Origin of the sequence: Parasphingorhabdus marina DSM 22363 (assembly GCF_900128895.1) — a bacterium.
In the GTDB taxonomy this organism is placed as follows: domain Bacteria; phylum Pseudomonadota; class Alphaproteobacteria; order Sphingomonadales; family Sphingomonadaceae; genus Parasphingorhabdus; species Parasphingorhabdus marina.
In genome coordinates this window covers 1,302,214-1,323,768 of sequence record NZ_FSQW01000001.1, presented here as the reverse complement: position 1 = coordinate 1,323,768, position 21,555 = coordinate 1,302,214, and the positions used below count along the sequence as shown (strand labels likewise).

Sequence of the window (21,555 nt, the reverse complement as noted above, 5' to 3'; positions counted from 1 at the left end):
CATTACAAGAAGCGCATTTAACCGTCAGCCGGATAGGAAGTTTGGGTGCTCTCGCCATCTCTTTCATGCTAACGCATCACAGAGCAATGGAACTGGAAACAGAAACGGCAAATACGGACGATGGCAGTCTGGTTAAACGGCTGGCAATGATTTGTGGGTCTGACGGTGTCTCGACAACGCCGGCTGATCTGCGTTACTTCTCGCAAGATCTCTTCTTTGACGGGGATTTGCCGCTGGCTGTGGTCAGCCCGGGCGGCACCGATGCGGTGGTCGAGATCATCCACCTGTGTCGTGCATCCGGAATTGCAATTTTCCTCCGCGGTGGCGGCATGTCCTATACCAAGGCTTTTCAGCCCGAGGGCAACCGGTCGATCATGCTGGACTTTTCGCGGTTGAACAAAATTCGGGACATTGCCGTTGACGACGGACATGTCACGGTGGAGGCGGGCTGTACCTGGGCCGCGCTGGATGCGGCGCTCGCCAAACATGACCGCCGTGCCCGCTTCTGGGGACCGATGTCTGGCGGCACAGCGACTGTTGGCGGTTCCCTCAGTCAGGGAACGGTCACTTTTGGCTCGGGAACCACGGGCGCATCTGCCAATGCGGTCAAAAGTTTCGAGATTGTTTCGGGCACTGGCGAGATCATTCACAGCGGATCGGATGGATCGGCAGGCTTGACGCCGTTCAACCGCAATTTTGGTCCCGACATGACCGGGCTGTTTGCCAATGATGCCGGTGCACTGGGCATCAAGACGGCGGCGACCATGGAGATTGAGCCACGGCCGGCAATGGTCAGCGGACTTTCCTTTGCCTATGACGATTTCGATACCATGGCAAAATTGTTCGCGGACCTTTCGGCTCGACGTCTGGCGTCAGAAATGATCGCGATGGACGGTGACGTTGCGCGGCAAAATGCCGGGCCGGCCAATCTGGTGGAAGATGCAAAGGCGATGTGGCGGATTGGCAAGGCGGCGGGGAATCCCGTTTCTGCCGTGGAGCGCATGATCCGGATTGCAATGGCCGGGCGACGGTTTCTCGACAAAGCGAAATATACGGCCCATTTCGTGGTGGAAGGCCGCGACCGGGCAGAATTGAAGAGCCGGATTGACGCCATCCGAGGCTTTGCCGGTACAGGTTCGGAGATCGTCAATACCGTACCACTAATGACCCGTGCGGATCCTTTTCCATCCTTGCCCGTCACTCATCCCGACGGACGGCGGATGCTGCCTGTACATACCGTGCTGCCCCATTCGGCCCTGCACCAGTTCCACCGTGACTATTGCGATCTGAAGTCGCGTTTTGCCAACCGCATGCAACAGGTCAATGTCACGATCGCAGAATTTTTTGCCGGGGTTTCCGGTATTGGACTGCTTTATGAACCGGTCTTCTACTGGCCCGATGCGTTGCAGGAATATCATCATCGCATGACTCCGGATTATCTGGAGGGCCAGATGCCGGAATATCCCGAAAATGCCGCCGCCCGCAAACTGGTGGAGGAAATCGTCGCCGATTTTGTCGCGCTTGCACATGATCATGGCGGCAGTCATTTCCAGATCGGTCGGCTATATCCCTTTGCCGAAAACCGGGAACAGGGCGCGGGTGATTTGCTCCGCGATCTGAAGAAGCGGCTTGACCCTGACAATATCATCAACCCCGGAGCACTGGGCCTGTGAACAGGGATCTGAATATTGCCATTATCGGCGGGGGAATTGGCGGACTGACGGCCGGAATAGCGCTGCAGAAGGCCGGTTTTTCACCGCGAATCTACGAGCGGGCACCGGAATTTGGAGAAGTGGGGGCAGGCATATCGATGTCGCCCAATGCGACATTGGGACTGGAGTCGCTCGGCTTTGGCGATTTCCTGAACGACACAGCCAACGAGCCGCTGGAACAGCGTCTCTATCACGGGGAAACCGGCGAAATGCTGATGGCGATTGATCGCCGCAATTGTCGCGAAACCTATCACGGAGCCTATTACCAGCTGCATCGAGCTGATCTGCTGGGCATGCTGATTGATGGCTTCGGGCGGGAAAACTGCGTTATGAACCAGTCACTGGCCGGGATCGACAGCCGGGAAGATGGTGTCAGCTTGCGCTTTGAGGACGGCCATGCCGAGGAGGTTGATATTGCCATTGCTGCTGACGGACTCCGTTCCGTGGTGCGCGATGCGCTGTTTGACAGCGATCCTCCGGAGTTTAGCGGCCATGTGGCGTGGCGGGCGCTGGTGCCTGCGAACAAGCTGGGCACCCTTTCGGTGGAGCGACTCAACATCAACCATCTCGGCACCGGCCGGAACATCGTGAGTTATCCGGTACGCGGCACGGATCTGGTCAATATTGTGGCGCTGACCAAAGCGGATGCGTGGGCAGAAGAAAGCTGGAATGCGAAAGCGGAGAAAAGTGAACTGACCGTGCACTATGAGGGCTGGGCAGATTATGTGCAGGCTCTCCTCGCCGCAATTCCAGGTGATGAGCTTTATCGCTGGGGACTTTTCATTCGCAAACCTCTTGATCATTGGGTCAGCGGGCGCACGGCACTGCTCGGCGACGCCGCTCATCCCATGCTGCCCTATATGGGACAGGGAGCCTCCTGCGCGATTGAGGACGGTGTCATTCTGGGTCGCGCTTTCGCTGCTGCCGGGTCAGCGGACGAAGCATTAAACATCTACCAGAACACACGCCTTGAGCGCGCGTCGACATTGCAATCCGAATCCAACCTTGGCGGAGACAGACTCCAGGCTATTGTCCCGGATGCATTCCGCAATACGCCCGTGAAAAACGAAGATTCACTTGGTATTTTCGCTTATAATCCCGCGACGGTCCCGCTGAAAAAGTAAATCAGTCGGGTTTCGTGGCCACCAGCGATTGCAGAAACTCATTGGATACGGCCGGGCCCTGCTCGACCGCAAATCCGGTTGCTTCCAATATCCCCTTGAAGTCACTTGCGACAAAGGCTGGTGAATAGGGCTCGCAATTATCGCGGCTGTCATTGTCGATCATGAACCGGTAACCCGGCGGGACCTGCCCCTTGTCATTGTTCGGGAACTCGAAAATCGAAAAAGTACCGCCGGGTCTCAAGATACGGAACACCTCGGCGACAATCTCCTTCATCTTCTTGACGGGTACTTCGTGGAAAAGGATGTAGGCGTGGACCATGTCGAAATGGGCATCCGGATAGCCGCTTTCCTCCGCCAGCGCCTGCTTGAAATGCACATCCTTGCCTCGTTGTACGGCCCGCATGTGGGCATAGCGAATGAGCGGAAGCCCAACATCCAGCCCCCACACTTCCGCTTCGGGAAAGAGGTCCTTCAGAACCGTGGTTGACTGACCGATGCTGCACCCCAGATCGAGAATGCGACTGACTTTGCCGTCGACCGGTTTCGTAGCCTTTTCGGCGAGCTCGATATGGAGCTCGTCCTGATCGTTAAAGCCTTCGTAGAAAATCTTGGTTCCATAGTGGAACACCGCGCCGCCCAACGGATCATCGGTGTAACCACCGGGCTGGCAATGAATTTCGCAGCGGGTATATTTCGGCGGTTCGAAGGCGGGGTCATAATGGATATTGTCCGGATGCGATTTTTCCGCGGCATCCATGTCGGCCATGATCTTGTCGGCGTTGCGCATGAATGACTTGCGCGTGCCACGCCACATCATTTCCTGTTGAGACCGAACAAAACGCTGCCAGGTGGGTGTAAAAGGCACTTGGGCGAAGACCTTCTTGATCTCTTCCAGTTCGAGTTCATCGCCATCTTCCGGCGGGCTGACCTCGCCTTTTTCGATGGCTTTCCCCAGCGCCGCCTCGCCGTTGGCGGCCATGACCGGAAAGCCTTTTTGAATGGCGAATTTCCGGAACGATGTGACGAATTCGAGATAGCTTTCATCCGCCAGTCGGGTTGGGCGAGGGAGAACTCCTATATGTCCGCGGTCCATGATATTGCTTCCTTCTAAATGTCTGCCTTGTCGGCCAGATTATGCGTCGGGCGACGCAGAAATGCGCCGAATACACGTTCTACAAAGGCGTCTCGCTCCGCTGCGCGAGCGGCAATCTCTTCCTCACCCGGCAAATGGGCTTCGATTTCCGCGCTCACGTCGATGCCTTTGGAGGCGAGGATTTTTTCCAGAACGATGACGCGGTCATGATGCGTCCAGACGGTTGCAGACAGTTCGAGCAGCGCGTCGAGCATATTGTCTATGACGACATTCTCGAAATAGACTCGGCCGTTGCCGCCAATTTCGTCACCCAGTTCTTCGGGGACTTCGATTTTTCGGGACTCATCGTTCATCAGCATACCCTTGCAAAATTCGCTATTATCATGCCCGAGCCGCGTACATCATACAAAACTCTCGGCCACAATATCCGCGCTATGGATAGGAATGACGGACAGAGTAACTTATCACGGCAAATCAGCAAAGGGTGAGGATATGACAACAGGCCATCACAATTATGCATCACTGAGCAGACACGCGTTCGAACAACCCGAGCGGTTCTGGGGCGGCGTCGCCGAACGGCTGAACTGGACCAGGAAATGGGATCAGGTCGTCGGTGAAGGCCAAGGACCGATTCCCCGCTGGTTCGGCGGAGGCCAGATCAACGCCTGCTATAATTGTGTCGATCGCCACGTTGAACAGGGCTTTGGAGAAGACACCGCGCTGATTTACGAAAGCCCCGTTACCGGAACTTCCCGCCAGCTGAGTTTCCGGGAACTGCGGGATGCAACAGCCAGGCTTGGTGGGGCGATGCGCCAGCAGGGCGTTACTCTGGGTGACCGCGTCCTGATCTATATGCCCAATTCTCCGGAAGCGGTCATCGCCATGCTGGCTTGCGCCCGGATCGGTGCCATACATTCGGTTGTCTTCGGCGGATTTGCGGCCAGAGAACTTGCTGCGCGGATTGATGACGCCACACCGAAGCTCATATTGGCGGCGTCCTGTGGCATCGAGGGCGCGAAAATCCTCCCCTATCAACCGATTCTGGACGAGGCCTGTACCATTTCCGCCCATCAGCCGGATGGAACCATATATTGGCAACGGGAACAGCATCAGGCCGACCTGACGGGCGCGCGCGCGATGGACTGGGTCACCGAACTTGCGGCGGCTGAGCCAGTGGCATGTGAGCCGGTGGATGCGACTCACCCGCTCTACATTCTTTACACATCCGGAACGACCGGACAGCCCAAGGGCATCGTTCGTGACACAGGCGGCTATCTGGTTGCGCTCAGCTGGACCATGGAGGGCCTTTACAATTGCCCGCCGGGCGAAACCTACTGGGCGGCGAGCGATGTCGGCTGGGTCGTGGGACACAGTTATATCGTGTATGGCCCGCTGCTGAACCGGAATGCCACGGTCATATTTGAAGGCAAGCCCGTCGGCACGCCGGATGCCGGGATATTCTGGCAGATCATGGCCAAACACAAGGTGCGCAGCTTTTTCACTGCGCCCACGGCAATCCGCGCGATCAAGCAAGTGGATCCCGATGGAGATCTGGCCGCGGGCGAGGATCTGTCGGCATTGCAGGCGGTCTATCTCGCCGGAGAACGGACGGACCCCAGTACCCTGGAATGGATTGAGATCCTGCTCGGCAAGCCGGTGGTTGATCACTGGTGGCAGACAGAGACTGGCTGGGCCATTTGCGGCAATCCGCTGGGCGTCGAGCCATTGCCCGTCAAACCGGGTTCGACCAGTGTTCCGATGCCGGGTTGGCAGATCGAATGCCTCGACGAACAAGGGAACCCGGTCGCGGCCAATGAGACCGGAGCCATTGTCGCGCGGCTGCCGCTTCCTCCCGGTGCTGCCCCGACCTTGTGGAACGCCGAAGAGCGCTATGTCGAAGCTTATCTCGAACGCTATGCCGGTTATTATCTTTCCGGGGACGCCGGCTTTATTGACGAGGACGGATTTGTCTATGTGATGACGCGGACGGATGACGTGATAAACGTCGCGGGTCACCGATTGTCCTCCTCCGCGATGGAAGAAGTGCTCGCCGCCAACCCGGCGGTAGCCGAATGCGCGGTGGTGGGAGTCCATGACGAACTGAAAGGCCAGATACCGGCCGGGTTCGTGGTGTTAAAAGCCGGTGTCGGCGCGACGGTGGAAGAGCTGTGCGCAGAGCTTGTCCAGGACGTACGCCGGGAAATTGGACCGGTTGCGGCGTTCAAGCGGGTCCACCTGGTCAGCAAGTTGCCGAAGACCCGCTCCGGCAAGATCTTGCGGCGCAACATCCGCCAGATCGCTGACGGAGAGGAGCCCAAAGTGCCGGCTACGATCGAGGACCTTTCGGTGCTGGATGAATATTTGCAGCTGTTTGAAAAGCGGGAAGAGAAATCATGAGCGGTACGGAACTGCGAGCGAAACTCGCCGGGGAGAACATCATCGCAGCACCCGGTATCTATGATCATATGAGCCTGCTGATGGCCAATGAGGTCGGCTTTGATGCCCATTATGCGTCTGGTTACTGGGGGACAGCTTCTGCCATGGGCGAGCCGGATGTGGGGATCGCCGGCTATGCCGATTTCATCCGGATCTTTGCTGCCTTTGCTGCGAAGAGCAGGGCCCCGGTCATTGCCGATGCGGATACCGGCTTTGGCAGTCTTGCCAACCTCGCGCACGCGGTAAAGGGTTATCAGAAAGCCGGCATTGCCGCGATGCAAATCGAAGACCAGGCCTTTCCGAAAATCTGCGGGCATGTCGAGCAGGCCGTGTCCGCCCCCGCTGAAGAGATGGTTCGCCGCCTGCACGTGGCCGTTGAGGCACGGGGTGATGGTGACATGCTCATCATCGCCCGATCGGATGCGCGTCGCATCGAGGGCCTTGAGGCCGCTATTGCCCGGCTGCAACTCTACGCCGAAAATGGCGCGGATATCCTGTTTCTCGAAGCGCCCCGGAGCCGCGAAGAAATCCGGCAGGCAGCGAGCGAGATCGACAAGCCGCTATTGTTGAATGCCGCCCACGGAGGATTCACTCCCATATTGCCGCCAGCGGAATATCAGGAACTGGGCGTGAAGCTGGTCATCTATCCGGCCGGTGCCCCGCTGGCCGCGGCCCAGGCTGCCCGGAATTTCTACACAGGTTTGAAATCCGGCGATGCCAATGGCGAAGGAGAAGGACATTTCGATTTCACCGAAATGTCCCGGTTGCTGGGCATCGATGATGTTGTGGCTCTGCAGAAAAGGCATGGCGGTGCCTAGACAAATTCGCGCCGCCGTATCGCCCGGTAATGGAGCGTTGCCCGAACTGGAAACACTCTGGCTGGATGACCCTCTGCCTGATGAGCTGGTGATTGCGGTGCGCGCCGCGGCGATTTGCCACACGGATATCGGGATATCAGAATGGGCCGAAACTCCCCGGGTCTATGGTCATGAGGGAGCCGGCATAGTTGTCGAAACGGGATCCGGAGTGAAAGGCTTTCGGGTTGGCGACAGGGTGGCGGCGACATTCGGTTTGTGCGGCAAATGCCGGAATTGCATCGATGATCACCCGGCTTACTGTTTCGAGAATATTGTGCTGAATATCGAGGGGCAACGGCCCCGACCAGCGCTTACGAGGCCAGACGGAACGGAAATCGGCGGGGCTTTTTTTCAGCAAAGCAGCTTTGCCACCCACGCTCTGGTGACGGAACGCAATATCGTGCGGATACCGGATGACCTCGATTTCGTGACGGCGGCACCACTGGGTTGCGGCATCCAGACAGGTGCCGGGGCCGTGATCAACAATTTTGCTGCAAAGCCGGGCCGGCCGCTTCTTGTCATTGGTTGCGGGGCGGTTGGACTGGCGGCGGTCATGGCCGGGAAAATTGCCGGATGTGCGCCGATCATCGCCAGCGACGTGCAGGCGGACCGTCTCGAACTGGCCGCGAAATATGGTGCCGATGTGACAGTCAGCGGAGAGGATCCAGCCTTTGTCGGCAAGGTTCTGGAGACGTCGCAGGGGGGCGTGTCCTATGCGCTGGACAGTGCGGGTACACAGCAGACATTTGAAGCGGCGATTGCCTGTCTTCATCCGGGAGGAAATCTGGGAATATTGACCCTGCCCGGAGGATTTGAGGACCCCGTGCCGCATCCCGGCGGGTTGCCATTCATGACGACCAGCATGACCGGGATCATCGAAGGCGACAGCGTGCCCGACCGCTTCATTCCCTGGCTGATCGAACAGCATCGGGCGGGGAAAATGCCCTATGACGAGTTGATCACGACTTATCCTTTTGAGGATATCGCCAAGGCCTTTGCCGCCCAGAAGAGCGGAGATGCGATCAAGCCGGTACTGACTTTCGAAAGCGAGGTGCAATGAGCAAGATTGAGATAATCCGCTGCGACCATGTCGAGACGATCATGGAGATTCCGGTTCTGATTGTCGGCGGCGGAGGCACCGGATTGTGCGCGGCTCTGGCGGTTCGGGATGCGGGGGTGGATGTTCTGGTCATCGAACGCGACCGCCAGCCTCTGGGAACCACATCCATGTCCACAGGTCTGATCCCGGCCGCGGGCAGCAAGGCTCAAAAGGCGAGGCAGATTGCCGACAGTCCTGAGCTGTTTGCCGAGGATATTGTTGCGAAGACCAAGGGCCAGGTCGATCATTCCCTTGTGAAACGGCTGGCCGAACAGTCCGCGCAAACGATCGACTGGCTGACCGGGGTTCATCAGGTCGGCCTCAGTCTTGTGGAAGGCTTCACCTATCCTGGTCACAGCGCCCTGCGCATGCACGGCATGCCAAGCCGTTCCGGCGGTGAACTGATGGGCGCGCTGGCCAATGCCTGCGAGACGGCTGGCGTTGATATTTTGACCGATGCCACCGTGGACGCCCTTTATGTCCGTGAGGATGACCGGATTATCGCCGTGGCGGCCACGCGCCCGGACGGGGGCCAGGACATCATCGGATGCGGAGCACTCATCCTGGCCTGTTGCGGATTTGCAGGAAATCAGGACATGGTCACCGAACTGATCCCCGAGCTGGAGCATGCAACATTTCATGGCCATCCGGGGAACAAGGGGCACGCCATAGCCTGGGGGCAGCAACTCGGCGCGCGACTGGCTGACCTCAGCGCCTATCAGGGTCATGCGGGTCTGGCCGCCGGATATGGCATCCCCATACTCTGGCCGCTGATCGCCGAGGGCGGAATTCAGGTGAACCGGGCGGGCGAGAGATTCGCGAACGAGGCGTCCGGTTATTCGGAACAGGCGGTGAAGGTGCTGGAACAGGAGGGCCATGTTGCCTGGAGCATCTACGATCAGGCACGTCATAAGATCATGGAACAGTTTGACGACTATCAGCAGGCAAAGACCGCGGGCTGCCTGGTCAAGGCCGACACTCTGGAAGATCTGGCGCGAGAAACCGGAATTGATGTGGACGGATTGTGCACAAGCGTTCAGGAAACGCACGCACTGGTCGACAGTGGCGAGCGTGACCGGTTCGGGCGGTCCTTTGCCGGCAAGCAGAAGCTGACCGCTCCGTTCTATGCGGTTCGGGTAACCGGTGCGCTGTTCCATACACAAGGCGGACTGGAGGTCGACGGCGATGCGAGAGTCCTCAGGACCGATGGATCGACTTTTCCCAATCTCTATGCCGGTGGCGGAGCCGCCCGCGGGATTTCCGGTCCGGGCGCCGATGGATATATTGCAGGTAACGGGTTGTTGACGGCGACGACACTGGGCCGGCTTGCAGGTGAGCATGCGGCGCACAATGCGACACGAGATGTCTGAGCACTGCCAGGTCTCAGGCCTCGATATCTTCTCCCAGCTCTGACGCAATTTCCCCGGCTGCCGCCTGCATGGCCGGCAGAAAATCCGTCACCGCCTGTTCGGGCTTCAGGGCAGAAGCGAAATAGATCAGCGCGAGCGCCCCCATTAACTCCCCGTTTGCGTTGTGGACAGGAACCGCGAGAGACGAAGTTTTGCCGGGTTCTTCATTATAGAAATTGCGCGCCTGCAGCGCGTACCCGTCGCTCCGGATTTTATCCAGAACGACATTGTCCGCCACCATGAGCAATCCCATTTTGGAAGTTTCGTTGTCGGTGGCTTCCCAGGCTTCGACAATGGTTTGACGTTCTTCAGCCGAACAATGGGCGAGATAGGCCTTGCCGCTGGCACATTCTGCGATCGGCAAGGTGTACCCGGGATAATAGTTGGAGAATGTCAGAGAGGTCATCTTGTGGGTCGAGTCCCTGACCATCATCCGCGTTCCGACCCGCGTTGCGAGAGAGACGGGCCAGCTCACCTGCTTGCACAGTTTTTCCAGATGCGGCCTGGCGACGGCCACGAGCTGGTCCTCGGCCTGAAATCCGGTTGCCAGTGTCTGGACAAGCGAAGTTACGCGATATCTCTTGCGCGCCGGTTCGCGTTCGATCAGGCCTTCGTGCAACAATGTCTGCACAATCCGGCAAGCAGTTGGATAAGGCACATTCGCACTTTTGGAAATATTCATCATGGTAATCGGGCCATCCCGGTTAACCGCCGATAAAACCGCGATTCCCCGTGAAATTGCCCTGACCGGTACGCCGCGTTCCATTCCACCCTCTTTATCCGACCAGCGGATAAATAGCGCCAATGGCGGCTGCATCGCAAGTTATTTCGAAACTTCCCATGGTTCCTTTTGCGTTCTGTGCCGAAACCGGCTCCAAAGTCACGATGATCCAGGACGGACGAGATTATATTCAAGGCTGTCGAGCGCAGCTTCCACCCGGTTGGAGAATATTGGAAAGCAGCAAATTGCAAAGTCCGCCCGGAACCTTGCAGGCGGTCGCACGCGTGCCACCCTGCACCAGATGAACGGGCAGAGGAGGATTGGGGGGATTTGCGAAAAGGCGCATGGACAAAAGCCTGATCCGTGAATAGTGAGAACTGATCAGGGGAGGACGACATCTCAGATTCAGAATTGTTCTTTTCCGGCTCCCTTTTGACCGAAGATTTTCTGGCTGAAGGTATTAAACGGTCAGCAGTCTGGAACGACTTTGATTCCAGCGAAATCCATCAGAAGGTGGAAATGGCGCTCGCCAAGTTTCCGACTGGAACCAATGAGAATGAGGATGTTACCGAGGATGATTTGATCGTCCCGATCCTTGAGATTCTGGGTTGGGAACACCGGCTAACCGAACAGAATCTGTCGGCCAAAGGGCGGCAGGATGTTCCTGACTGGCTGCTGTTTATTGATGAAGAACAGAAACAGCAGGCCAGCGAACATCCCGAATATAAACGCTATGAATATGGCGCGGCTCTGCTGGAGGCCAAGCGCTGGAATCGGCCGCTCGACCGTGCTGCAAGCAGAACGGAATCCGACACACCATCAGCACAGATCTTGCGCTATCTCCGCCGCGTTGATGATCTGACCAATGGCGCGCTGCGCTGGGGAATCCTGACCAATGGCAACAAGTGGCGGCTGTATTGGTCGGGTGCGCGATCGACCATTGACGACTATTGCGAGATTGATCTGGGTCGAATTTTTAAACTAGACGACGATCTATTCGATTCCAGGATTGACGATGACAAACGCGCCCACTGGCTAAAGGTTTTCGCGCTGCTCTTCCGTCGCCAGGCATTCGAGCGTGATACCACCAGCAATCTCAGCTTTCACGACCGTGCTCGCAAGGAATCATTGTTCTATGAGGAACGGGTTGCAAAAGACCTTTCCGGCAAGGTCTTCAATACGATCTTCCCCGCCTTTGCCAACGCCATCAACGATGCCGCACCAGAGGACACAAGCCTCGATGATATCCGTCAGGCTTCGATGATCCTGCTCTATCGGTTATTGTTTATCCTCTATGCCGAAGACCGGAACTTGCTCCCCGTGCGAGACAGCCGGTTCGACGATTATGCATTGCGCCCGAAACGGGAGGAAGTCGGTCAACGGATCACAGACAAAGACGCCTTTTCCGAAACCGCCAACCAGCTGTGGAACCGCTATGCCGATCTAGCCCGGATCATCGATAAGGGCGATCCATCGGTCGGCATCCCGCCATATAATGGAGGGCTGTTTTCGGAGGATGAGACGCCGCTACTCGAACAGGTACGCATCCCGGATAGCGTGATGGGGCCAGCGCTCGATGCGCTGTCCTACGAACGCTCCATGGACGAGCCCGCGCGCTATATAAATTATCGCGACCTGTCGGTGCAGCAGCTTGGATCAATCTACGAACGCCTGCTCGAATTCGAGCCTGTGCCCGATCCGGATAACGAAGGCGCGCTGATCGTTCGCCCCAATCCCTTCGCGCGCAAAAGCTCGGGCAGCTATTATACACCCGACGAACTGGTGTTGCTAATCATCGACGAAACGCTCGAACCGCTGATCGAAGAGCGCAAGGCAGCGTTCGAAGAAGCGCTCGCGGCGCTCGATCCAAAAGACAATGCGGATTATCGGAGCCGCCAGCTGCGCAAAGTCGATCCGGCACAGGCCATCGGCCGCTTGCGCGTGTGCGATCCGGCAATGGGCTCGGGGCACTTTCTGGTGAGCCTCGTCGACCGACTCGCCGATCATGTTATCGAAGCGCAGCAGTGGGCGGCGGAGCAGGCGAACGAGGCCGATCCCGATCTCGATTACCAATCCCCGCTGGGCGACGAGATCGAACGCATCCGCGAGACGATTCACGACAATGCAAGCGATGGCGGCTGGGCGATCTCGGAAGACCAGCTCGACGATCCGCAACTGGTCAAGCGCATGATCCTGAAACGTTGCGTCCATGGCGTCGACAAGAACGATATGGCGGTGGAACTGGCCAAGGTCTCGCTCTGGCTCCACACCTTCACCGTTGGCGCGCCGCTCTCCTTCATCGACCATCACCTGCAATGCGGCGACAGCCTGTTCGGCCTGTGGGTGCGCGATGCGATTGACAGGGCGAACAAGCTTGGGGGTGAGTTGTTACATAGCGGTCCGCTGCGCAAGGCGCAGGCACAGGCCGAAGCGATGAAGCAGATCGAAAAACTCACCGATGCCGATATCGGTGAAGCCCACGAATCGCGAGTGAAATATGATGGCGTAGTTGAAATGACGGCGGAACTAGATGCCTTTGTCAGCTTCATGCACGCACTCGACTGGCTCGATTTGAAGGAATCGGAGCAGAAGGAAGCGGTTCGAGCACTGGTGGATGGCCAGTTCGGCGATCCGGTTCTGATCATGCAAGGCCGGACGGAACCCATGGCGAAGACAAGTGCCTTCAAAGAATCGGGCGCGAGCGATCGAATGAAAGGACAGACATTCGAAGCCAGCGAGCTGCTGGAGCCGATTACGAAAATTCTGCAAGATGCCCGTCAACTGATTGCAGAAGAACGATTTTTCAACTGGCAGATCAGATTCCCCGGCGTATGGAAGAACTGGGCCAGCGCCGGACGCGAGGGTGGCTTTGATGCTGTGATCGGCAATCCACCGTGGGACAAAATCAAGTTGCAACAAGTTGAGTGGTTTGAGGAAAGACGCAAAGATATTGCGTTGGCAAAACGAGCTTCAGAAAGAAAAGCTTTAATCCGGAAATTGGAAGACGACGAAGAGCCACTATTTGCAGATTACAAGATTGCGGAAAAGCGTGCGAAAGATATGGCAAAACAGGCACGCAAATCTGGCCACTATCCACTTCTGTCAAAAGGGGACATGAATATTTACGCGCTATTTGTAGAGCGTACTCATGCAATATTGAAACCAAATGGCATGAGCGGATTACTTCTACCGATAGGCATTGGTACGGACAAATATCCCTCTGAGTTTTTCTCAAAAATGGTTCAAGAGAAAAAATTGAAGTGCTTCATTAGTTTTGAAAACAAAGGCCGTTGGCTGTTTAAAGACGTCCACTCGGAGGATCAACCGACGGTCTTCGTAACCTCCTCACAAGCCAAATCCTATGACCAGGTTAAATATGCGGTCAAACTACATGAACTTTCTGACCATATTCTCCAGACCCTTCCTGCTTGCGACGCGGCTGAACTGACTAGCCTCAACCCGAATACTCAAACGGCACCAGTGATCCGGAAATATTCAGATCTCCCATTGTTGCTCAAAATCTACCGGCGTGCTCCTGTGCTTGTGGATAGAAGTGGGGATGAACCGTCACTCGCTTGGCCAATGAAATACGTGACGATGTTTCATATGACCAATGATAGCGAAATTTTTCTGATTGAAACTGAGCTTAACAATCATTGGTCAATTGGCACTAACAAATTTGAATCCGACTCTGAGATTCGAGTTCCACTCTATGAGGGTAAGAGCATTCAAATAGACAACCACCGATATGCTGGCGTTGAATTTCCTGAAGGACGAACCAGTGGTCAAGGCAACGCTATAAAATCATCTATAGAGGAATTGTCCGATCCTAGTTTCACCACCAAGCCCCGATACTGGGTGAAGGAAGAGGATATCCCAATACGACGCCCATATCATTTTGCGTTTAATGGGATTTGCAACTCCAACAACACCCGAACACTGATTTCTGCGATTATTCCGGACGTAGGTTGCGGAAATTCATTACCAGTTTTCGAATTTGAGACTGACGACGCCCATTCAAAGGCACTACTTCAGGGAAATTTTGGTTGTGTTTTGTTGGACTACGTTCTGCGTCAAAAGCTACACAGCCGCAACTTGAATAAATTTGTTGTAGAACAACTCCCCGTCATCCCGCCTTCCGCTTACTCACGTGAATTCGGCGACAAAACTGCCGCCGAGATCGTCCGTGAGGCGGTGCTAGAGCTGACTTATACGGCGCATGATATGGCGCCCTTTGCCCGCGACATGGGCTATGTCGATGACGCGGGAGAGGTGAAGCCGCCCTTTATCTGGGACAGCGAACGCCGACTGCAACTGCGCGCCAGGCTCGATGCGCTCTATTTCATTCTCTATGGCGTGTTCGACCCCAATGACGCGGAGCAATCGCGCGACGATATCCGCTATATCTATTCCACCTTCCCGATTGTCGAAAAAGACGAGATAAAGAAATATGGAAACTACCGCAGCCGCGATCTGGCTCTCGCCTGGATTAACGCGCTGATGGCCGGAAAGCCAAATGCGGAGATTTTTGGGTAGGACAAATCCGTCCCCCTGTCCTACACCGTCCACGTCATGATATGCCTGTTATCATGACCGCCTTGCATGTTTCCGGTTCACGCCATCTCCCGCTTGCGCCCGCAGGCGAGGCGGTTCCGGCAATGTGTCAACCGGAACTCATCCTGCTGTTCGATGCTCAACACTCTGAAATATATGGCGAAATTTCCGGTACCGGCAAGGTGACACACTGTCACTTGTGTCACCTTCAGCGTCACGATCCGACTCGTGGGTTTTTTGCGGTGATTGTCCCCGGGACAATTTCTTCATCGCAAAAAATGGTGCTGCTAGGGAGAATTGAACTCCCGACCTCGTCATTACCAATGACGCGCTCTACCACTGAGCTACAGCAGCACTATCTTGATGCCGGAGCCGCCTGCTCCGAGCCTCGCGCCTAAGACCAAATGGTTAAGCTCTTGTCAAGCGGAGTTGCATTTTTCTGGGGGCAATGGCACGTGTTTGCCATGGCCAGGCCTCAATCTCCATCGGAAAAGAAGCGCAAGGAAGCCGAGAAGGCTGAACGGCTTGCCGAACAGCTTCGGGCCAATCTGCGTCGGCGCAAGGCCCAGTCTCGGACACTGGATGCCGAAAAAGCCAGGGGATCACCTGAAAATCAGGCGTGAACAGCGGCGAGTTCGGGTGCGATAATTTCAAATTCGGTGACCGCTTCGATGAATTTTGGGGAGACCGGCGTGACTTTTTCGGTCGCAGGATCAAACCAGACATAAGTCAGCTTGATCACGTTGAGTAGCGTGTCGTCCCGGACAATGTGTGCCAGTGCGGAATAGCTGGTCCGCCCGAAACGCGTAATCCGGAGGCAAATGTCGATCATGTCATCGGCTTTGGCCGGGGCATGAAAGTCGACCTCCGCATGCCGGACCCAGTTGTCGCCGCCAAAAAGCTCGAGAAACTTGCCGAGAGAGTCCTCATTGCCCTGCGCCCCGACCAGCGCCCGAAAATATTCGGTCACGCCGACATCGGCAAAGGCGAGATAGTTGGCATTGAAGACGATGCCCTGCATGTCTGCTTCGGCATAGCGGACCCGCAATGGCGTTATCAGCCGGAATCCCTCCCGGGAGTTCTGTGATTCTGTCATGATTTCTCCGTCAGGCGAGCGGTGCACATTGCGACTGGAGCCAGGCCAGCGCATCGCCCTCAAGCTGTGGTCCAATTATGGTCATCACTTGCTGATGATAGGCGTCAACCCACGCACGCTGGCTTTCGGAGAGCATGTCGAGATTGATCAGACGCCGGTCGAGCGGGGCAAATGTCAGCGTTTCAAAACCCAGCATCTGCTGCTCCGCACCCTGGACGTCGCGTTCCTCGACGAGGATCAGATTCTCGATCCGAATGCCAAAAGCGTCGTCCTTGTAATAGCCGGGCTCGTTCGAGCAAATCATCCCGGCGACCAGCGGCTCGTTGAAACCGCCGAATGCCGCAATGCGTTGCGGTCCTTCGTGGACGGACAGATAAGCACCCACACCATGACCGGTGCCATGAGCATAATCGACCCCGTCGGCCCACAGATATTGCCTGGCAAGGATATCCAGCTGGCCGCCGGTGGTGCCTTTCGGGAAGACCGCCTTTGCCAGCGCGATATGACCCTGCAAAACCTGCGTATAGCGCTTGATCATCTCCTCAGTCGGCTCACCCACCGCCATCGTTCGGGTCACGTCGGTGGTTCCGTCGCGATATTGCCCGCCGCTGTCGACCAGATAGAGCGTACCTGTTTCGATCTTGCGGTTGGTTTCTTCATTGACGCTGTAATGACACAGGGCGCCGTTCGGCCCGGCGCCGGAAATCGTCCGGAAGGACAGGTCCATCAGCTTGTCGGACTGTCCCCGGAATTCCGCGAGCTTGGCGGCAACCGACAACTCATCATGCCCGCCTTTGTCCGCCTCCTCGGCAAACCAGTGCAGGAACCGGCTCAGCGCCGCACCGTCGCGCGCCTGGGCCGCCCTGTGTCCACAGATTTCGGCGTCATTCTTGATCGCCTTTGCCAATATCGTCGGGTCGCGTTTCTGGACGACTTTGGCCCCTGCCGCTTCCAGTTTTTCGAATATCGCCGCAACCGACCGCTCCGGATCCACGCCGATATTCTGTTCACCATATTCGGCGAGGGCATCCGGAAAGTCACCATAGTTCCGGATCGTGACGGCATTGCCGAGATGTACGCGCACCTCGTCGGTCAGTTTCTCGGGTGCCACAAACAGCTCGGCATTGCCGTCAGCCTTGACGATGGCATAGCTGCGCGGGACCGGTGTGTTGCTGATATCCTTGCCGCGGATATTGAAAGCCCAGGCCACGGAATCAAGAGCAGCGATCACCGTCGCATCAAGACCCTCACCTTTCAGCCAGTCCGCAATGTCTGCCCGCTTGTCAGCAGCCGACTTGCCCGCAAACTCGTCGGGCTGAACATCCAGCTTCGCGAGCGAGGGCTCCGGCTGGTCTTCCCAAATAACATCGAGTGGATTGGCTTCTACAGCAACCAGTTTCGCATCTCGCTTGGCCAGTTTTGCCGAAGCCGATTTCGCCCAGTCCTTGGTATGCAACCACGCATCATAACCAATGCTTGATCCAGCCGGTGCATGTTCCCCAAGCCATCCGATGACGCTTTGCTCGGCTGTCCCGACATATTCATAGAGTTTGCCATCGACCTGATCGCGCACCTGGATGGTGTATCGGCCGTCGACAAAAATGGCCGCCTTGTCTTTCAGCACAACAGCAGAGCCGGCGGATCCGCCAAAGCCGGTCAGCCAGGCCAGGCGCTGCGCATAATCGCCGACATATTCGCTCATATGCTCGTCACAAATCGGAACAACAAAGCCATCCAGTCCATCTTTCGCCATTTGCTCGCGCAATGCGGCAAGTCTCGCTTCATAGGTAGACATCAACATGGGCAGGGAAACTCCTTGAATTCGCCTCTAGGGCAACACATAGGTGTTTCAGACGATTTTCGCCACCGATTTCGCTGAAGAGGACAGATATGAAACAGACAATTCTCCTGTTTGCCGGAGCCCTGATATCGACGGCTTTGTCCTTGCCCGGCCCGGCCCTTGCCCAATCCGAAAAAACAGAAGAGAATATGACAACAAAACTGGAAAAAGCACCTGTCGCTGAGCAGCGCCCTTATAGTTTCGAACGCCACGGTTACACGATCAGCGATCCCTGGCACTGGCTCAAGGATCAGAGTTACCCGAAAATCGACGATGAAGATGTGCTCGCCTATCTGAAGGAGGAAAATCGCTGGTTCGAGCAGAACATGGCGGGGCAGAAGGCGTTGACCGAAACACTGTTCGAAGAAATGAAGGCCAGAATCAAGGAAGATGATTCTTCCGTTCCCCAAAAGGATGGCGACTGGACATATTGGACGCGTTTCGATGAGGGTGCGCAATATCGCAAATGGTATCGCAAGCGTGCCGTGGAAGGCAGCGAGGAACTGTTGATCCTTGATGAAAACGCGTTGGCCGAGGGTAAGGAATATTTCCGGCTAGGTGCGTTCTCGGTTTCGCCGGATGGCAATTTGCTGGCCTATTCCTATGACGATAATGGCTCCGAGCGATTTGATGTCCATATTCGCAATCTGGTGACAGGCGAAGAACTGCCTGACATCATCCCCGGGACTCTTTCCAGCCTGGTCTGGTCGGCAGATTCCCAAAGCCTGCTTTACGGCCTCGCCAATGCCAACTGGCGGACCGACAATGCACGGCTGCATGTTCTGGGCACTGATGTGTCCAAGGATATCGAGCTCTACAAGGAAGAGCAGGACGGTTTCACGGTCGGCATCGGTCTGACCCAGTCAGAGAAATATATCACCATTGCCACTGGCGACAATGAAACCAGCGAAGTGCGGCTTGTGCCCGCAAATGATCCGACGGCGGATCCCATTCTGGTTTCCAGGCGACAGAAAGGTCGCGAATATTCCGTCGAGGAACATGATGGCAAATTGTACATTCTGACCAATGATGATCATGTGAATTTCCGGCTGGCCAGCGCGTCGATCGACAACCCGGGAGAATGGACCACCGTGATTGCCGGTTCGGATGAATTTTATCTCACTGGCATGACCGCCTTCAGGCAATTCTTTGTCACCGAAGGCCGGCAGAATGGGCTTGATCAGGTTGAAATCCGATCCTGGTCCGATCCCTCAGACGTGCAACGGATCGCCTTTCCGGAAGCCAGCTACAATGCCGGCCTGAGCAACAATCCGGAATATGACGTGGACAAGCTGCGGCTGAGCTATGAGTCGATGGTCACGCCAGATACGGTCTACGACTATCATCTCGCCGACAAGCAGCTGGAAACGCTGAAGGTCCAGGAGATTCCGTCTGGCTATGACGCGGAACTCTACGCCACCGAACGCCTGGCCATCAAGGCGCGGGATGGCGCCATGGTCCCGGTGTCTCTGGTCTACAAAAAGGGGACCAGACTGGACGGATCCGCGCCGCTTCACCTCTATGCCTACGGGGCCTATGGCTATGCCGTTCCGCCCAGCTTCTCGACCAGCCGCCTGTCGCTGGTTGATCGCGGTTTCATCTACGCGATCGCGCATATCCGTGGCGGCGACGACCTGGGCCGCGAGTGGTATCTGCAGGGTAAGTTGATGCAGCGGACCAACACGTTCAATGACTTTGTGGATGTTGCCAAAGGCCTTGCTGCGAAAGGCTACACCTCCGAAGGCCGGATCAGTGCCTCCGGCGGTTCGGCTGGCGGCGAGCTCATGGGCGCGGTGGTCAACAGCGATCCGGATCTGTGGGGAGCGGTCGTAGCGCACGTCCCCTTTGTTGACGTACTCAATACCATGCTGGACGACAGTCTACCCCTTACTCCTGGCGAATGGCCGGAATGGGGCAACCCCATCACCGACAAGGCGGCATTTGAATATATCCGCAGCTATTCCCCATATGACCAGGTCAGCGCGCAGGATTATCCGCCGATGCTGATCACGGGTGGCCTCAATGACCCGCGCGTCACCTATTGGGAACCGGCAAAATGGACCGCCAAATTGCGCGCTACCAAGACAGACGGCAATATGCTGCTGATGAAAATGAACATGGGAGCGGGCCATGGCGGAAAATCGGGGCGATGGAACCGGGTGCAGGAAACGGCCGAAGAATTTGCCTTCATTCTCTGGCAAATGGGCATGACCAAACCGTCCGAATGAATGAGCATTTTCTCCACATTACCGCGCAGCAGAGCGACATTGACGAGCTGGGTCATGTCAACAATGCGGTCTGGGTCCGCTGGATTCAGGATATCGCGACAGTCCACTGGAATGCCGTCGCACCGCAGGAATATGTCGATCGCTATATCTGGGTCGTGACCCGGCACGAGATTGACTATCGCGGAAATGTAGAGGCCGGACAGACCGTGACGGGCCGGACCTGGATATCGGAACCACCCAAGGGCGCACGTTTCTGGCGTAATGTCTGCTTCACCGGGCCGGACGGCAATATCAAGGTGGAAGCAAAGACCAACTGGGCGATAATTGACCGGGCAACGGGACGGCCGGTCAGAGTACCCCCTGCCCTCGCTGCACTGTTTCTCAGTCCGGAATAGTGTCTCAGGGCGCAGGGATAGGCTCTACAGGGGCCAGTGGAGACTGCTGTTCCACCCGCAATCCTTCCGCCGTGCGCAATTGTTGCGGTTCCAGAATCGCCGCCGTTTCGATAACATCCAGTGCCCGCCGGGCTTCGTTGTAGCGCCGTGCCTGCTCCATCCAGGCGCTTGCCGTTTCATTGCTTTCAATATCTCCCGGCAAGCGGTCGATTTCGGTTATTGCTGCATCGACATTGCCATTTTCGACATAGCGCTCCGCGCGGAGCAGGCGCTGCTGGGGTGCCGGAGACGGCGTACCGTCGCGGCGGATCACGAACAGTTCGGAAAGTTCGCGGCGAACATCGGTCCAGAAGCCCTGGCCACTGGATCCGCTAGTCAATGTGGGTCCGATATCGTCCAGTCCGGACGCCAGTTCTTCAAGCGTTACTGGCTCCCTGGAGGCGTTGATAATCGTCGTGACCGCCTTGGGTTGCGCATCACCAAAGCGCAAGCGCAATTGCGATTCGATATATCCCAGTGGCGAGCCCCGATCGAGGGCTCGGCGCGCCGCAAATGCAATCAGCAGGCCCTCCGCACGGGCGGCATTTCCGGAAGCGGCCTGGGCCTGCACATTGATTCGCGACAACCGGTCTTCCAGATCGGCAACCCGAACAGCCAGGGCCCGCTCGATATCGGGAGTCAAAATCGGCGGTTCCGGTTCGGACTCCTGAACTTGCGCTGGTGCCGGCAACACTGTGCCATCGGCATCAATGCGTTTGGCCAGCGCAGCGGCCGGATCATCGGCGGCTTGCGCTTCGGCGGCCGCCGGTGTTTCCACCGCGACTGTTTCGCTGGCCGGATCAAAAGGATTGTAACGCGAGAGAATCCATCCGGTAAGGATCGCACCACCAATGAATGCGACGATCATGAGAATCAGCACATTGCGGGTCAGATTGCTTTTTCCGCCTGCGCTTCTCAGATTTTCATAGTCCCGGTTCATCCCATCTCCTTT

The 21,555-nt window shown here is 56.7% G+C and carries 16 protein-coding genes and 1 tRNA gene; 10 read left to right on the top strand and 7 right to left on the bottom strand.

Features of this window, described 5'->3' with window-relative positions; genetic code table 11:
* The first annotated feature begins 86 nt into the window (after positions 1-86).
* Together BUQ90_RS06705 and BUQ90_RS06700 are read left to right on the top strand one after the other, a co-directional pair.
* Entirely contained in the window at positions 87-1,673 is a 1,587-nt protein-coding gene (locus BUQ90_RS06705; protein WP_074204259.1) for an FAD-binding oxidoreductase, read from the top strand.
* Positions 1,670-2,836, top strand: a complete 1,167-nt coding sequence (locus BUQ90_RS06700) for an FAD-dependent monooxygenase (protein WP_084192527.1) — start codon at positions 1,670-1,672, stop codon at positions 2,834-2,836. Before BUQ90_RS06705 ends, BUQ90_RS06700 begins: the two co-directional genes overlap by 4 nt.
* A gap of 1 nt (position 2,837) precedes the next feature.
* On the opposite strand, the gene BUQ90_RS06695 is transcribed toward BUQ90_RS06700, so the two are convergent.
* Positions 2,838-3,929 carry a class I SAM-dependent methyltransferase gene (locus BUQ90_RS06695; protein WP_074204258.1) on the bottom strand — a complete coding sequence of 364 codons (1,092 nt, stop codon included), beginning with the start codon at positions 3,927-3,929 and terminating at the stop codon, positions 2,838-2,840.
* 14 nt (positions 3,930-3,943) lie between these two features.
* Positions 3,944-4,282: a hypothetical protein gene (locus BUQ90_RS06690; RefSeq protein WP_143182741.1), complete on the bottom strand. Its 339-nt coding sequence runs from the start codon at positions 4,280-4,282 to the stop codon at positions 3,944-3,946.
* Positions 4,283-4,421: 139 nt separating this feature from the next.
* Here BUQ90_RS06690 and BUQ90_RS06685 point away from each other — a divergent pair, with 139 nt between their 5' ends.
* The 4 genes from BUQ90_RS06685 to BUQ90_RS06670 are packed head-to-tail and all read left to right on the top strand — an operon-like array spanning position 4,422 to position 9,691.
* Positions 4,422-6,326: an AMP-binding protein gene (locus BUQ90_RS06685; RefSeq protein ID WP_074204256.1), complete on the top strand. Its 1,905-nt coding sequence runs from the start codon at positions 4,422-4,424 to the stop codon at positions 6,324-6,326.
* Positions 6,323-7,183, top strand: a complete 861-nt coding sequence (locus tag BUQ90_RS06680; RefSeq protein WP_074204255.1) for an isocitrate lyase/PEP mutase family protein — start codon at positions 6,323-6,325, stop codon at positions 7,181-7,183. The genes BUQ90_RS06685 and BUQ90_RS06680 overlap by 4 nt, the downstream gene beginning before the upstream one ends.
* The gene (locus BUQ90_RS06675) at positions 7,176-8,282 is read left to right on the top strand and encodes an NAD(P)-dependent alcohol dehydrogenase (RefSeq protein WP_159437041.1); all 1,107 of its coding nucleotides are present in this window, start codon (positions 7,176-7,178) and stop codon (positions 8,280-8,282) included. Before BUQ90_RS06680 ends, BUQ90_RS06675 begins: the two co-directional genes overlap by 8 nt.
* The gene (locus BUQ90_RS06670; protein WP_074204253.1) at positions 8,279-9,691 is read left to right on the top strand and encodes an FAD-dependent oxidoreductase; all 1,413 of its coding nucleotides are present in this window, start codon (positions 8,279-8,281) and stop codon (positions 9,689-9,691) included. The genes BUQ90_RS06675 and BUQ90_RS06670 overlap by 4 nt, the downstream gene beginning before the upstream one ends.
* A gap of 13 nt (positions 9,692-9,704) precedes the next feature.
* On the opposite strand, the gene BUQ90_RS06665 is transcribed toward BUQ90_RS06670, so the two are convergent.
* Positions 9,705-10,496, bottom strand: a complete 792-nt coding sequence (locus BUQ90_RS06665) for an IclR family transcriptional regulator domain-containing protein (protein WP_074204954.1) — start codon at positions 10,494-10,496, stop codon at positions 9,705-9,707.
* A 387-nt stretch (positions 10,497-10,883) separates the two neighbouring features.
* Between BUQ90_RS06665 and BUQ90_RS06660 the strand changes: the two genes are divergently transcribed.
* Positions 10,884-14,987: an Eco57I restriction-modification methylase domain-containing protein gene (locus tag BUQ90_RS06660; RefSeq protein ID WP_204244745.1), complete on the top strand. Its 4,104-nt coding sequence runs from the start codon at positions 10,884-10,886 to the stop codon at positions 14,985-14,987.
* 297 nt (positions 14,988-15,284) lie between these two features.
* Here the strand turns inward: BUQ90_RS06660 and BUQ90_RS06655 are convergent.
* Positions 15,285-15,359, bottom strand: a tRNA-Thr gene (locus tag BUQ90_RS06655).
* Positions 15,360-15,469: 110 nt separating this feature from the next.
* Between BUQ90_RS06655 and BUQ90_RS17775 the strand changes: the two genes are divergently transcribed.
* Positions 15,470-15,628 (top strand): hypothetical protein, encoded by a 159-nt coding sequence (locus tag BUQ90_RS17775; RefSeq protein WP_204244744.1) that lies wholly within the window; start codon positions 15,470-15,472, stop codon positions 15,626-15,628.
* On the opposite strand, the gene BUQ90_RS06650 is transcribed toward BUQ90_RS17775, so the two are convergent.
* Both BUQ90_RS06650 and BUQ90_RS06645 read right to left on the bottom strand, forming a co-directional pair.
* Positions 15,619-16,101 carry an acyl-CoA thioesterase gene (locus BUQ90_RS06650; protein ID WP_074204251.1) on the bottom strand — a complete coding sequence of 161 codons (483 nt, stop codon included), beginning with the start codon at positions 16,099-16,101 and terminating at the stop codon, positions 15,619-15,621. The two genes, BUQ90_RS17775 and BUQ90_RS06650, sit on opposite strands and share 10 nt — an antisense overlap.
* Positions 16,102-16,111: 10 nt before the next feature.
* On the bottom strand, positions 16,112-17,896 hold the full coding sequence (locus BUQ90_RS06645; protein ID WP_074204953.1) for an aminopeptidase P family protein: 1,785 nt from the start codon (positions 17,894-17,896) through the stop codon (positions 16,112-16,114).
* Between the two features lie 194 nt (positions 17,897-18,090).
* On the opposite strand from BUQ90_RS06645, the gene BUQ90_RS06640 reads away from it, so the two are divergent.
* Together BUQ90_RS06640 and BUQ90_RS06635 are read left to right on the top strand one after the other, a co-directional pair.
* Positions 18,091-20,169, top strand: coding sequence for a S9 family peptidase (locus BUQ90_RS06640; protein WP_074204952.1), 2,079 nt, complete (start codon positions 18,091-18,093; stop codon positions 20,167-20,169).
* Entirely contained in the window at positions 20,166-20,564 is a 399-nt protein-coding gene (locus BUQ90_RS06635; RefSeq protein ID WP_074204250.1) for an acyl-CoA thioesterase, read from the top strand. Before BUQ90_RS06640 ends, BUQ90_RS06635 begins: the two co-directional genes overlap by 4 nt.
* Before the next feature lie 4 nt (positions 20,565-20,568).
* Here BUQ90_RS06635 and BUQ90_RS06630 read toward each other — a convergent pair whose 3' ends face one another.
* Positions 20,569-21,543 carry a mitofilin family membrane protein gene (locus BUQ90_RS06630; protein WP_074204249.1) on the bottom strand — a complete coding sequence of 325 codons (975 nt, stop codon included), beginning with the start codon at positions 21,541-21,543 and terminating at the stop codon, positions 20,569-20,571.
* Positions 21,544-21,555: the final 12 nt, after the last annotated feature.